This window comes from Herbaspirillum sp. 3R11 (assembly GCF_004563925.1).
GTDB lineage: Bacteria > Pseudomonadota > Gammaproteobacteria > Burkholderiales > Burkholderiaceae_D > Herbaspirillum.
Genome location: NZ_SPNJ01000002.1, coordinates 277933 through 291840, shown reverse-complemented (window position 1 = coordinate 291840; position 13908 = coordinate 277933). Strand labels below are relative to the sequence as shown.

The window sequence follows — 13908 nt, the reverse complement described above, 5'->3', positions numbered from 1 at the left end:
ATTATTCGACCGGCATTAAAGTGCAAAAAATACCGGCGAATCTGGCTTTCGCCTTATCAACAAAATCCCCTTAGTGGAGAAGAGCATGCTTACCGTCGTCATCCCGACCAAGAACCACGGCAGTTATCTGGAACACTTGATTGCCAACGTCATTTTTGCGGAGAAATCCCCGGTTACCAATCTGCTGATCTGCAACGATGGATCGACCGATGATACCGCCGCCATCCTCGCAAAATTTTCGGGGGACAAGCGAATCCGAGTGTTTCATAACGAAAAAAGTATCGGCGCGATCAGTTCGGTAGTAATGATGTACGCCCATGTCAAAACGCCTTACATGATGTTCCTGGCGAGCGACGATTACTTTTTCCCCGAGAAGATCGCAAAACTTCTGGATGAGACGATCAAAAATGACGCCTATGTCGGCTTTGGCAAATATGTCATTGAAGACGGCCCCCAGACCATTGAACTGAACCACGGAGGATGGCAAGCGAGACGCCAGCCCGGCGCAGATGAGTTCTGCTCGATCCTGGGGTTCGATCACTACACTTCGTTTATCGTCAGCATTGTCAAGTGCGCAGCACTGCCGCAGTATGGAGCGAATAATTCACCGTGGGATTTGTCACTCGATCGGATAGTGAAAGCGGACGGACTCGGCGAATTCCGTGCGCAGGATTGGGCTCTGGCCCTCGATATCGCGAAGGACTTCCCTGATCGCTTTTACTTCATGGACGAATATTGCGGCTGCTTCCGCAAAGTTGCGTCTCAGCTGTCTTCCGATGAAACCTATGTTCATACAGGCCGTGCCGCCTATGAAATGGCAACTCTGATCCTGAAGCATCTGCAAGACTACAATCTGAGAAAAAGGATCAAGGATTCGGAGTTCTTCAGGAATGCAGTAAGAAATCTCTTCTATGCCAAGGCAGGCCAGATAACCGAGGCGGCAAAGCAAGGCCATAACTTTGTGGAAATCTACAAGCCGATACTTCTGGCGGCAGACTCTCTTCTCATTAATATGTAAATTAAAGACAGTCTTGTCTGCCACATCGATACATGAAAAACTCTTCACAGGCCACAATAGACTTCCCGGATTTTCCGGGCGCGTCGGATACGCTCAAAAGCGTATTGGTCGTCGGTGCGCAAAGCACCATCGGTCGCGGCTTACTGGATAGTTTTGCATCCTCCGGCGTTTCCGTTTGGCACACCAGTCGACGCAAGGAAGGGATAGACCCACGCGGACTATCTCTGGATCTGTTGCAACCGACTGAGACTTGGGAATTGCCAAAGACGCCGGTTGACGTCGCGTTTCTGTGCGCCGCAGTGACTTCCTTGGCGCAATGCATGAATGAACCTGAAGCAGCTTACGCCGTCAACGTGTTGCAAACAGTCGCGCTGGCAAGAAAGCTCGCCGAGGCTGGTACCTTTGTCATTTTCATCTCGACCAATCTGGTGCTGGACGGACGTACTCCCTACGCCGGAATTGACGAGCCATTCAATCCGCAGACAATTTACGGCCGGCAAAAAGCAGAAGCGGAACAACGCCTGCTTGCTCTTGAGAAACAGAAACGGATAGCGATCGTCAGATTCGGCAAGGTCATCGCGCCAGGCTTGCCTCTTTTTGAAGGATGGGCCAGCAGTCTGCGCGCGGGGGAAATGATTCAACCATTTCAGGATATGGTCATGGCGCCTGTCGCATTGTCGTTTGCAATCGAGGTTTTGCGCAGGGTCGCGCTGATGAAACAGCCGGGCGTCATGCAGGCAAGTGCGGCCGATGACATGACCTTCGCAGAAGCGGCACGACTGATCGCACAACATGTGCGCGCGCATCCTGGCCTCGTTGTGCCACGCACCCGGCCGGCGGAAGGACCGTTTTCACCATCTCATTCGACATTCGATGCGAAAGGCTTGACCACACTTGGCCTTCTGGCCCCGCCACCGGAACAGGCTTTCGATTATTTTTTGCCGACAGGCGTTATCCATTGAAGACGAATATCCTGAGCATGGAACCCATACAAAGCCGTACCCTGGCACCTATCTCGACCGAGAGCCCGACATGACAGAACTTGTAACCCGTACAGTTGGGCATGCGCCCGTCTCCTTGTCCATGAAGATCCTGAGAGCGTTCGTGAAAATGCTTCCGGGCAGAATGCAGGATGCCGCCTCCAAATGGTATTTTTTCCGTCAAATACAGACTGGAAATTTCAAAAGCATCGAAGCGGAATGGGATCGCCTGTCGACCTGGCTGAAACCCGGCGACTGGTGCATCGATGTTGGCGCCAACGTCGGCCGCTACAGCCTGAAAATGTCGGAATTGGTGGGCCCGTCCGGCCAAGTCATCGCGTTTGAACCGCTGACGCACACGTTCAATCTGCTGACCCATTTTGTCGAGAAGGGAAATTACGGCAATATCACCCTGCTCAACGCCGCCGCAACCGAACAGCCCAGCCTCATCCGCATGGCGTCGGATGTCACGCCGCTGAATGCCTCATTCATTTTCGATACGAAGACCCGATCCCGTATTTCCAACGCCGACGGCGATGCCGGCGAGAGCAAACTGGGATTGAGCATTGACGCGCTTAAGCTGCCGCATCGGGTGGCGTTCATCAAAGTGGACGTCGAGGGCCATGAACTGTCCGTCTGCAAGGGCATGGCTGAGTTGATTGCACGCGATCATCCGGTGCTGGTGATAGAAGATCACGACAACAAGAGCGGCGTGGCGGAATTTTTGGCCCCGTTCGGTTACCGGGGTCGGCGCGCTTCGGACAATGCGCGCAATCTGGTGTTTACAAAAGACGAATGAACTTGCCGTTTTTTTGGCGGCTTGCTCATCAAGTTATCTGAATGGGTTCTGGTATGCGTGCACTGCTACTTGCTGCTGGGCTTGGAACCAGGCTGCAGCCGTTAACCAATTTCCTCCCCAAGTGCCTCGTTCCCATCAACGGGCGACCGCTATTGGACTATTGGATCGAGAATCTGCTCGCACAAGGCGTCGACGAAATCCTCATCAACACCCATTACCGCGCGACGCTGGTGGCCGATTATATCGACCAAAGCAGCTGGGACAGGCGGGTCGTTCTGGTCCACGAAGAACACTTGCTCGGCACCGCCGGCACGGCATTGGCCAACAGGGATTTTTTCCGTAATGAACCATTCCTGATTGCACATGCGGACAATCTGACGCGTTTCGATTGCGCCGAATTCATCGATGCCCATCGACGTCGACCAGTTGATGCGGCATTGACGATGATGCTGTTTGAGACCGGGGATCCACGGTCGTGCGGCATCGTTGATCTGGATGAAAAAGGCTTGGTGCAGGCATTCCATGAAAAGGTCGAGAACCCGCCAGGCAATCTGGCCAACGCTGCCGTCTATATCGTCGAGCCGTCCGTTGTGGGATTCATGGCGGCATTGGGCAAATCCGAAATTGATTTCAGTACGGAAATCATTCCGCATTTTGTAGGCCGCATTTCCACGTTTCTGAATAGCGCATATCACCGCGATATCGGCACCATCAAGAGTTGGACAGACGCGCAGCAAGATTTCGGCATGCCACCGGCACTTCCGCAAAATGCGAGGGCATGGGAAAAACTGATTGCCTCTGTGGGCTCCGATTTGCCTGAACTCATGGCCAATCTGACAATAAAATAAATTCAACCCTTGTCTCCTGCGGCTATCCTGTCGGCAGATTCTCCCACCCTGTCAACGCCACTGTTCTGCTGGAGAAATTGCTTCGCACCTCCCGAAAAGGGAGTCATTTAGTCGACCGCCGTTTCGACCAAATTAAATGTTTGCCCGCTATTTATGAGGCTGTTTCCCCGATGGAATGCCTCGGCCAACGGGTATGCTCGTCAAAAAATGGGTTTTCCGGCTTTTCTCTGCAAGAATGCAGCTAAAAAGGGGGAAACAGCGCACTCAATGCCTGAACAGGTATCGTTTGCCAGCAACAACTGCAGTCCCCCCTTGAACGGAAAGTCGCCTCGGAGAATAAATTGGATAGTTCGTCGTTCCCGCATACAGCAGACATTGCAGAGATAAAAGCACGCGCCGGCGCCGCTGCACGCATCGTATTTGTGGCAGGGAATTTCAATACCGTCCATCCAGGGCATTTGCGGCTGCTGAAATTTGCGTCTGACTGCGGAGATTTTCTGGTGGTCGGTGTGGCGGGAGACCATGTTCCGGGCGCATTGCTTCCTGCAAAATTGCGCTTTGACGGAATTACGGCAATCGGCTTCGTCGACTATGCATTCGTCATGAATGCAGCACCGGAAGACATCATTCGCGTCCTGCAGCCGACAATCGTCGTCAAAGGCGATGAATACGAAGCAAAGAACAACCCGGAACAAGCAGCCGTCGACGAATATGGCGGCAAGCTGATGTTCAGTTCCGGTGAAATGCGCTTTTCGTCATTTGATTTGCTAAAGCGCGATATCCTCGAACCAAACCTGTCTTCGATCATCCGCCCTCAGGACTATCTTGAGCGGCATGGCTTTTCGATGCGGGATTTGCGCGCAACGATGGAGAAGTTCAAGGGTTTCCGTGTCACGGTCATCGGCGACCTGATCGTCGACGAATACGTCAATTGCGAAGCGCTTGGCATGTCGCAGGAAGACCCTACGCTGGTGGTGACGCCAATCTTGCAAAACCGGTTTATCGGAGGCGCGGGAATTGTTGCGTCGCACGCTTGCACACTGGGCGCCGAAGTCAGTTATTTCTCCGTAGCCGGCACCGATGTTGCTGCAGATTTCGCACGTGAAAAACTACAGGAATACAATGTCGCTGCAACAATTTTTGACGACGACAGTCGGCCGACAACGTTGAAACAGCGCTTCCGCGCTGCAGGCAAGACCTTGCTGCGTGTCAGCCATCTGCGTCAACATGACATCGAGCCCAAGCTCGCCCGTCGTTTCATCGACAAAGTCAAAAGCGGCCTGGCCGCATGCGATCTGGTGATTTTTTCAGATTTCAACTACGGCTGCCTGCCCCAGGCTGTGGTCGACGAATTGATTACGGCTTGCGTCGAACGCAATATCCCTTTCGTCGCCGACAGCCAGTCGTCGTCACAAATGGGCGACGTCTCGCGGTTCAAGGGCGCCATGTTGCTGACGCCTACCGAACGCGAAGCACGCCTCGCGATACGAGACTACAACTCCGGCCTGGTCGTACTGGCAGAAAAATTGCGTCAGCAATCCCGCGCCGACAACATCATTCTCACCCTCGGGGCGGAAGGCATTCTGGTGCATGCCAAACCTGAAGCAGAGGGAGAAGAGGAATGGCTGACGGACAGATTGCCCGCCTTTAACATCTCACCAAAAGACACAGCCGGCGCCGGGGACAGCTTGATCACCTGCACATCAATGGCTATGGCGGTCGGCGCTGACATTTGGCAAAGCATGTACCTGGGCTCGATTGCCGCAGCCTGCCAAATCAGCCGTGTCGGCAACATCCCCTTGTCCTCTACAGACCTGATGCAGGAATTAAAAGATTTCTCCATCACGGACAAACTTCTTGCCTCGTCCAACCAACTAAAGACGTAACGGATTCTGTTTAATGCACTGATCCCTTGACGATCAGTTCACGAATGATCCGAATCGTATCGATATCCGCCGCTTCATAAGCTGAACGGCGGAACTGGTCGTAAAAGGCTTTTTCAGTACCGGCTTCTTCTTCCGGCGCGCCGTCGTCATATTCAAAACGCACGAACAGCGCCTCTTCCTCTGGCTCCTCAATCGTCATGCTCAGGCTGGATGTGGGGATCTCACCCTGCGCCGGCACGTGATAGTGCACACGTCGCAGCGTTTCATACGTCACGACGTCATGGATGCGCAATTCGCCATAGCGCAGCATGCGCTTGACCGCCGCGTCCGTCTTGTCGGACAGCACGCATTCGTCGAGATGCTCCATGAACAATTGCGGCGCTTCGGCGCGCATGACGAGGCCGCGCCACAGCTGTGCGCGGGTCAGATTGTCGATCAGCGGGTTGAGCGGATCGTTGATTTGAATCAAGTGATTGAATTTCATGCTTCAGGCCTGTTTCGGGATGCCGTTATTGTCCCACAGAAGGCCCGGCCGGGCAGGGCCGGCCTGCTACAATGGCGTGTTATCCCTCATCCCCTCCCCATCGATCCCTGCATGTCTTCCGCCCCCGCATTTGGTCTCAACGCCCCGCAAAGCGAAGCCGTTTTGTACATGAACGGCCCTTGTCTGGTGCTGGCCGGCGCCGGTTCGGGCAAGACCCGCGTCATCACGCAGAAGATCGCCCACCTGATCGAGAACTGCGGCTACGAATCACGCCACATCGCCGCGCTGACCTTCACCAACAAGGCCGCGCTGGAAATGCAGGAGCGCATCGCCAAGCTGCTCAAGGAACCGAAACAGGCCAAGCATCTGACGGTGTCGACCTTCCACTCGCTGGGCGTGAAGATCCTGCGCCAGGAAGCCAAGCACCTGGGGCTGAAGGATCGCTTTTCGATCATGGACAGCGACGATTGTTTTTCGCTGGTGCAAGATCTGGCGGTGACTACCGACAAGCAACTAATCCGCCGGATCCAGAATGCCATGTCGCTGTGGAAAAACGGCCTGATCGATCCCGAGCTTGCACTGAAGAACGCGGTCGATGAAGAAGAAGCCGTCGCCGCGCGCATCTACCGCAGCTATGTCGCCACGCTCTCGGCCTATCAGGCGGTCGATTTCGATGACCTGATCCGCTTGCCGGTCGAGCTGTTCCGCAAGAACGAGGAAGTGCGCGACCGCTGGCAGCGCCGCCTGCGCTACCTGCTGGTTGACGAATACCAGGACACCAACACCTGCCAGTACGAACTGGTCAAGCTGCTGGTCAGCGGCATCGGCAAGAAGCCGATGTTCACCGCCGTGGGCGACGACGACCAGGCGATCTACGCCTGGCGCGGCGCCACCATCGAGAATCTGAAGACGCTTCAGATCGACTTCCCCAATCTGCACCTGATCAAGCTGGAACAGAACTACCGCTCCAGCACGCGCATTCTGCAAGCCGCCAATTCGGTGATTTCCAACAATCCCAAGCTGTTTGAAAAAGCGCTGTGGTCGGAACACGGACTGGGCGATCCGGTCAAGGTGATGGCGATGGACGACGACGAAGCCGAAGCGGATCAGGTCGCGATCATGCTGTCGGCGCATCGTTTCGAGCGCCGTGCGAAATTCTCCGACTACGCGATCCTGTATCGCGGCAATCACCAGGCGCGCATCTTCGAAAAAGCCCTGCGGCGCGAACGTATTCCGTACGTGATGTCGGGCGGCCAGAGTTATTTCGACCGCGCCGAAATCAAGGACATCATCAGCTACCTGCGCCTGATCGCCAACCAGGACGACGACCCTGCCTTCATCCGCGCGGTCACCACGCCGCGCCGCGGCATCGGCCAGGCCACGCTGGAAGTGCTCGGCACGGTTGCCGGCCAATGGCAATGCTCGCTGTTTGAGGCGGTCTACAAGGGCTCCCTGGAAGACAAGCTGCCTGATAAACAATTGCTGCCGTTGCGCCAGTTCTGCGACTTCATCAACAATCTCGAATCGCGCGCCAGCCGCCCGGGCCCTTCCGGCAGCGGCGAGAACGCTGCGCAGGTGCTCGACGACATGATGGAAGCGATCAACTATGAAGGCTACTGCTATGACGCCTTCGACGAGCGCCAGGCGCAGAGCAAATGGCAGAACGTGGTGGAATTCACCAGTTGGCTCAAGGAGCGCGGCTGCGGCGGCAAGGACGGCGACCGCGACGAAAAGAATCTGCTGGAGCTGACCCAGATGGTCGCGCTGATGACCATGCTCGAAGGCAAAGACGAAGAGCAGGATGCCGTGCGCATGTCGACCTTGCACGCCTCCAAGGGCCTGGAATATCCGCACGTGTTTCTGATCGGCGTGGAGGAAGGCATTTTGCCGCACAAGGGCGATCCCGACGCGCCGGCAGAGACCATCGCCGCTCGCATCGAAGAAGAACGCCGCCTGATGTACGTTGGCATTACGCGCGCCCAGCGCAGCCTGCAGATCACCTGGTGCAAACGGCGCAAGCGCGCACGCGAATTCACCGCTTGCGACCCGTCGCGTTTCATCAAGGAAATGAACCTCGATGTCGGCGACGCCGTACCCAAGGAAGAGGAAAAAATCACGCCGCAGAACCGGTTGGCCAACCTGAAGGCGCTGCTGCAACAGCCGCGCAGCACGCCGACGCCGTCCAACGACTGACGCGCCTGCACCGCGTATAATTTTCTGCGGGGCAATGCCCCGGCTGCGAGATGACATCCAGGCATCCGCAGCCTCCGACAACAATAAGGAGGAGAAGACATGCTGTCCATTTTCAGGAAACCGTTTACCCGGTCCTATCGCTCACTACTTGCGCTGCTGACAGTGCTGTTGCTGGCATCTGCCGGCGCACAGGCGAGCAGCATCACCAACGTCGAATTCCAGTCGCCCGCGTTGGGACGCGCATGGAACTACAACGTCTACCTGCCGACCGGCTATGAAACATCCAACCTGCGTTACCCGGTGCTGTATCTGCTGCACGGCAATGACGGCCATCGCAATGATTGGCCGGTCAAGGGACGCATTCAGGCCACTGCCGACGCGCTGATCGCCTCCGGCGATATTCCCCCGGCCATCATCATCATGCCGGACGCCGGCACCACCTGGTTCGTTGACCTCAAGGAAAAAGTCGAGACCGCCTTTTTTGCCGATCTGATTCCACAAGTGCAGAAACGCTTTCGCACCCTGACCGGACGCGACGGTCGCCTGGTTGGGGGGCTGTCGATGGGCGGTTATGGCGCCATGCGTTTTGCGCTCAAGTATCCGGAAAAATTCCAGGCTGCCGCGCTGCTGAGCCCGGCCATCTACAATCCGGAGCCGCCGACCACCTCATCGGCGCGCTTCGTCAAGGTGTTCGGCTCGCCCGACTTTGATCCGGCCATCTGGAAGGCGCACAATTATCCGGCGCTGTGGGACGAATTTCTGAAGAAGAACATCAAAGTACCGATGTACATCAACTCCGGCGACGATGACGACTTCATGATCGAGAGCGAAGCCACCCAGTTCTACGCGCTGCTGCGCAAGAACAAGCAACCGGCCGAACTGCGCATCGTCAACGGCGCTCATGCCTGGCCGGTGTGGGAATCGACCATCGGCGATGCCCTCAAATACATTTTCCAGACCGTCCGACGCCCTGAGCAATAGGCTGCCGGCTTCAGCCTGTCCGCCGTGATACGGCGGACAGGCCCTCGCCCTCCCACATTTGTTGCACATTTTTCAATATCCCCGCATCGAAAACGCGATTGCACCTGATTTTGCGCTGCAAATGGCGTTGAACCGGACCGGAAACGTTTACAATCCTCCCCTTTCCGAAACCCCGGTGCGCTTGCGTAGCGGAGGCTTACCCGGTCCCTGTTTTCATCTGCTGTTCCTATTTTTACAAGGTTGGTCATGAACAAGTACTTCAAGCAATTCGCTCCCGCACTGGCGCTGGTCGCCGCCATCGCCGCACTGTCCGCCTGCGGCAAGAAGGACGAGCCGGCACAAGCGCCCGCTGCTGCTGCCGCCAAGGTCTACCTGGTCGGCGTGGAATCGGCTTACGCGCCGTTCTCGGCAGAGAATGAAAAGAAGGAAGTGGTCGGCTTCGATATCGATGTGATGAAGGCGCTGGCGCAAAAGATCGGCATCGAAGTGAAGTTCGTGCCGACGCCGTTTGAGGGCTTCTTCAACTTCCTGGCGCAGGGCGATCGCGACCTGCTGATCTCGGCCATCACCATCACCGACGAACGCAAGCAGACCGTCGATTTCTCCGAGCCCTACTTCGAGGCGAGCCAGCTGATCGCGGTGCCGGCGGCCGACGCCAAGGTGCAGAAGTTCGACGACCTCAAGAATCTCAAGGTCGGCGTGCAGAGCGCAACTTCGGGCGACGAGATCGTGCAGCAATTGCTGGGCAAGAACAATCCCAACATCAAGCGCCTTGACTCCACCCCGCTGGCATTGAAGGAACTGGAAACCGGCGGCGTTGACGCCGTGGTCGCCGACGACGCCGTGGTCAAGAACTACATCACCAACAACCCGTCGAGCAAGCTGCGCACCGTGTCGGACGCCAACTTCCCGAAAGAGTATTACGGTATCGCCGTGCGCAAGGGCAACACCGAGCTGCTCAACAAGGTCAACAAGGGTATGGCCGACCTGAAGGCCGACGGCACTTTCGACAAGATCAGCACGCAATACTTCGGCGCCAAGAAATAAGTTCGCCGCCTGCCGTAGTGCTACCGCCGCAACCACAGTGCGGCTGCGGCGCTACGGTATAATCCCGACAAATGCGCAGTCCGCCGGATTGCGCATTTTTCATGTCCACCATTCAATTTTCCGCCATGGATTTCCGCTGGAGCATCATCGAAGGCTACGCGCCGCTGTTCATCAAGGGCTTCTTCATGACGCTGGAAGTGGCCGTGATCAGCATTATCGCGGGCACCGTGATGGGCCTCTTGCTGGGCATGCTGCGGCTGGCCGACGTGCAGCACGGCGCGTGGAAATACATCCTGCGCGTGACCAAATGGATCGCGAGTTTTTATGTCGCCTTCTTCCGCGGCACGCCGCTGTTCGTGCAGATCCTGCTGATCCATTTCGCCGTGATGCCGGTGCTGATCCATCAGGACAACGGCCTGCTGATTTCCGGTGAACTGGCGCGCACCATCAAGCAGGATTACGGCGCTTTCGTGTCCGGCATCGTGGCCTTGTCCCTCAATGCAGCGGCGTACATCTCTGAAATCTTCCGCGCCGGCATCCAGTCGATCGAGCGCGGCCAGAGCCATGCCGCGTCAAGCCTCGGCATGGGCTATCGCCTGCGCATGCGTTACATCATTTTGCCGCAAGCGTTTCGCCGCATGCTGCCGCCGCTGGGCAATGAAGCCATCACGCTGCTCAAGGATTCCTCGCTGGTGTCGACCATTGGCCTGGCCGAACTGGCCTATGCCGCACGCACCGTGGCCGGCAGCTACTCGCGCTACTGGGAACCGTACATCACGATTTCGGTGGTGTATTTCAGCATGACGATTTGCCTGGCCATGCTGGTGGCCCGACTGGAAAAGAAATACAGTGCCCCATCCCGCCACTGACCCCGGACTCACGACGTCGGTCGCCATCATCGGCGGCGGTCCGGCCGGCCTGATGGCCGCCGAAGTGCTGGCCATGGCCGGCGTGCAGGTCGATCTCTACGACGCCATGCCGTCGGTGGGGCGCAAGTTCCTGCTGGCCGGCAAGGGCGGCATGAACATCACCCATTCGGAAGACCTCGACGGTTTCCTCTCGCGCTACGGTGCGCGCCGCAATGAAGTTGCCGCATTGCTCAAGGATTTCACGCCCGACGATTTGCGCGCCTGGATACACGGGCTTGGCATCGAGACCTTCGTCGGCAGTTCCGGACGCGTCTTCCCGACCGACATGAAGGCTGCGCCGCTGTTGCGCGCCTGGCTGCATCGCCTGCGCGAAGCGGGTGTGCGCTTCCACATGCGGCATCGCTGGCAAGGTTGGGATGCGGATGGCAAGCTGCGCTTCGCCACGCCCGAAGGTGAAATTTCCACGACCGCAGCCGTAGCGGCCACCATTCTTGCGCTGGGTGGCGGCAGCTGGAAGCGCCTCGGCTCGGATGGCGCATGGATGCCGCTGCTGGCCGAACGCGGCGTCGAGCTGGCGCCCTTGCAGCCATCGAACTGCGGCTTCGACGTCGACTGGAGCGAGCATTTCCGCAGCCGCGCCGCCGGCGAACCGCTCAAGACCATCGCCGCCACCGTCATGCTGAACGACGGCACGCCATTGCGCCGGCAAGGCGAATGCATCATCACCGACACCGGCATCGAAGGCGGCCTGATCTATGCGCTGTCGGCGCCGTTGCGCGACGCCATCACGCCATCGGCGCCGGCCACGCTGTATCTCGACCTGCTGCCGGACTGGCTGCCGGCGCGCGTGCTGAGCGAACTGCAGCATCCGCGCGGCGCCCGTTCGATGTCCAGCCATCTGCAAAGCCGGCTCAAGCTCAAGGGGGCAAAGGCGGCGCTGCTGCGCGAATGCACCAGCGCTGAAGATTTCCAGGACATGCACAAGCTGGCGCATGCTATCAAGGAATTGCCGCTCAAACTACGCGCGCCGCGGCCGATCGACGAAGCCATCAGCAGCGCCGGCGGTGTACCATTCGAGGCGATGCAAGATGCCGGCGAACATCACCTGATGCTGCGTCAATTGCCCGGCGTATTCTGCGCCGGCGAGATGCTGGACTGGGAAGCGCCGACCGGCGGCTACCTGTTGACCGCCTGCTTCGCCAGCGGTCGCAAGGCCGCGCAAGGCGCATTACGCTGGCTGGGCGAAACAGGGGCCAATACAGCGGCCGATACAGCGACCACAAAGGAGAACACACCATGATCGACGAAGAACGTCTGGTCGACATCGAATTGAAACTGACGCATCAGGAAGACACCGTCGATACACTCAACAAGATCGTCTACGAGCAGCAAAAGAAGATCGACGAACTCGAGAAGTTGCTGACCGCGCTGGCGCGGCAGGTGAAGGACGCCGCCAACAGCGCCAGCGAGCCGCGCAGCATCGAGAATGAAAGACCGCCGCATTATTGATGCGCGATGCGACGTGCGGCGATCCGCCGTCCTCAAACTACCCATCTCCGCCTCCTTTTCTTCATGACCGCCAACGCCCGCCGCATTGCGCACCTCGACATGGATGCGTTCTATGCATCGGTGGAGCTGCTGCGCTATCCGGAATTGCGCGGCCGGGCCGTGGTGATCGGCGGGCGCTCCGTGCACCAGCCGGTCATGCGCGACGACGGCACGCGCGAATTCTCCATCCTGCGCGACTATGTCGGACGTGGCGTCATCACGACCTCGACCTACGAAGCGCGCGCGCTCGGCGTGTTTTCCGCCATGGGCATGATGAAGGCGGCACAGCTGGCGCCCGACGCCGTCCTGCTCCCGGTGGATTTCGATTCTTATCGCCACTATTCCCGCTTGTTCAAGAAGGCCGTTGCCGGCATCGCGCCGTTGATCGAGGATCGCGGGATAGACGAAATCTATATCGACCTCAGCGAACATGAAGAAGAAACCCGCGCATTGGCCACGCGCATCAAGAACGCCGTCAACGAAACCACCGGCCTGTCGTGCTCGATCGGCGTCGCTCCCAACAAGCTGCTGGCCAAGATCTGCTCCGACCTGGAAAAGCCCAACGGCCTGACCATCCTGACCATGGACGACGTGCCAACGCGCATCTGGCCGCTGCCGGCGCGCAAGATCAACGGCATCGGTCCGAAGGCGGCCGAGAAGCTGACCGCGCTCGGCATCCTCACCATCGGCGACCTGGCGCGCACCGACGCAGGCCTGTTGCAGGATCATTTCGGCCGCAGCTATTCGGCATGGCTCGGCAATGTCGCGCAAGGCGTCGACGACCGGCCGGTCTCGACCAGTTCGGAGCCGAAGTCGATCAGCCGCGAAACCACTTTCGAACGCGACCTGCATGCGCGCCATGATCGCGACAAGCTGTCCGGCATTTTCACCGCGCTGTGTACGCGCGTATCGGAAGACCTGCATCGCAAAGGCTATCTCGGCCGTACCATCGGCATCAAGCTGCGCTATGCCGACTTCTCGACGGTGACGCGCGACGTCACCTTGCCGGCGTCGGTGAGCGACCCCGCCGCGATCCGCCGCGCCGCCGGCGAATGCCTGCGACGGGTGCCGCTGGAGCAGCGCATACGGCTGCTGGGCGTGCGTGTGGGGGCCTTGTCGAAGAACGACGGTACGCCCGAACGCGAGGATTTTTCGCAGGGTGAACTCGGGTTCGAGTAGCCGAATCAGGCTGCGCGCGGGCTGCGCCAGCGTACGCAGATAAAGTCGGCGGGAATATCGGAGGCCCCGCAAGCTG

General features: G+C 58.1%; 13 protein-coding genes. 12 read left to right on the top strand and 1 reads right to left on the bottom strand.

Going from position 1 to position 13908, the window contains the following annotated elements; all coding sequences use genetic code 11:
- Positions 1-85: 85 nt before the first annotated feature.
- The 5 genes from E4P32_RS09545 to E4P32_RS09525 all read left to right on the top strand — a co-directional run bounded on the left by E4P32_RS09545 (position 86) and on the right by E4P32_RS09525 (position 5531).
- Complete coding sequence (locus E4P32_RS09545) at positions 86-1018, top strand: glycosyltransferase family 2 protein (protein ID WP_116434420.1); 933 nt, start codon at positions 86-88, stop codon at positions 1016-1018.
- Between the two features lie 32 nt (positions 1019-1050).
- Positions 1051-1980, top strand: coding sequence for a sugar nucleotide-binding protein (locus E4P32_RS09540; RefSeq protein WP_116434421.1), 930 nt, complete (start codon positions 1051-1053; stop codon positions 1978-1980).
- Positions 1981-2050: 70 nt separating this feature from the next.
- Positions 2051-2797 (top strand): FkbM family methyltransferase, encoded by a 747-nt coding sequence (locus E4P32_RS09535; protein WP_116434422.1) that lies wholly within the window; start codon positions 2051-2053, stop codon positions 2795-2797.
- A 53-nt stretch (positions 2798-2850) separates the two neighbouring features.
- Complete coding sequence (locus E4P32_RS09530) at positions 2851-3645, top strand: nucleotidyltransferase family protein (RefSeq protein ID WP_116434423.1); 795 nt, start codon at positions 2851-2853, stop codon at positions 3643-3645.
- Between the two features lie 341 nt (positions 3646-3986).
- Complete coding sequence (locus E4P32_RS09525; RefSeq protein WP_116434424.1) at positions 3987-5531, top strand: PfkB family carbohydrate kinase; 1545 nt, start codon at positions 3987-3989, stop codon at positions 5529-5531.
- Positions 5532-5541: 10 nt separating this feature from the next.
- Here E4P32_RS09525 and E4P32_RS09520 read toward each other — a convergent pair whose 3' ends face one another.
- Positions 5542-6015: an SRPBCC family protein gene (locus E4P32_RS09520; protein WP_116434425.1), complete on the bottom strand. Its 474-nt coding sequence runs from the start codon at positions 6013-6015 to the stop codon at positions 5542-5544.
- Between the two features lie 111 nt (positions 6016-6126).
- Between E4P32_RS09520 and E4P32_RS09515 the strand changes: the two genes are divergently transcribed.
- From E4P32_RS09515 to dinB, 7 genes are all read left to right on the top strand, one after another.
- Positions 6127-8208, top strand: a complete 2082-nt coding sequence (locus E4P32_RS09515) for a UvrD-helicase domain-containing protein (RefSeq protein ID WP_116434426.1) — start codon at positions 6127-6129, stop codon at positions 8206-8208.
- Between the two features lie 99 nt (positions 8209-8307).
- Positions 8308-9189, top strand: coding sequence for an alpha/beta hydrolase-fold protein (locus tag E4P32_RS09510; RefSeq protein WP_167735665.1), 882 nt, complete (start codon positions 8308-8310; stop codon positions 9187-9189).
- 246 nt (positions 9190-9435) lie between these two features.
- Complete coding sequence (locus tag E4P32_RS09505) at positions 9436-10236, top strand: basic amino acid ABC transporter substrate-binding protein (RefSeq protein ID WP_116434427.1); 801 nt, start codon at positions 9436-9438, stop codon at positions 10234-10236.
- Positions 10237-10361: 125 nt separating this feature from the next.
- The gene (locus tag E4P32_RS09500; protein WP_116434653.1) at positions 10362-11105 is read left to right on the top strand and encodes an amino acid ABC transporter permease; all 744 of its coding nucleotides are present in this window, start codon (positions 10362-10364) and stop codon (positions 11103-11105) included.
- Positions 11086-12405: a TIGR03862 family flavoprotein gene (locus E4P32_RS09495; protein ID WP_116434428.1), complete on the top strand. Its 1320-nt coding sequence runs from the start codon at positions 11086-11088 to the stop codon at positions 12403-12405. Before E4P32_RS09500 ends, E4P32_RS09495 begins: the two co-directional genes overlap by 20 nt.
- Positions 12402-12614, top strand: coding sequence for a SlyX family protein (locus E4P32_RS09490; protein ID WP_116434429.1), 213 nt, complete (start codon positions 12402-12404; stop codon positions 12612-12614). The genes E4P32_RS09495 and E4P32_RS09490 overlap by 4 nt, the downstream gene beginning before the upstream one ends.
- A gap of 63 nt (positions 12615-12677) precedes the next feature.
- Positions 12678-13832, top strand: a complete 1155-nt coding sequence (gene dinB / locus E4P32_RS09485; RefSeq protein WP_116434430.1) for a DNA polymerase IV — start codon at positions 12678-12680, stop codon at positions 13830-13832.
- The last annotated feature ends 76 nt before the right edge of the window (positions 13833-13908 follow it).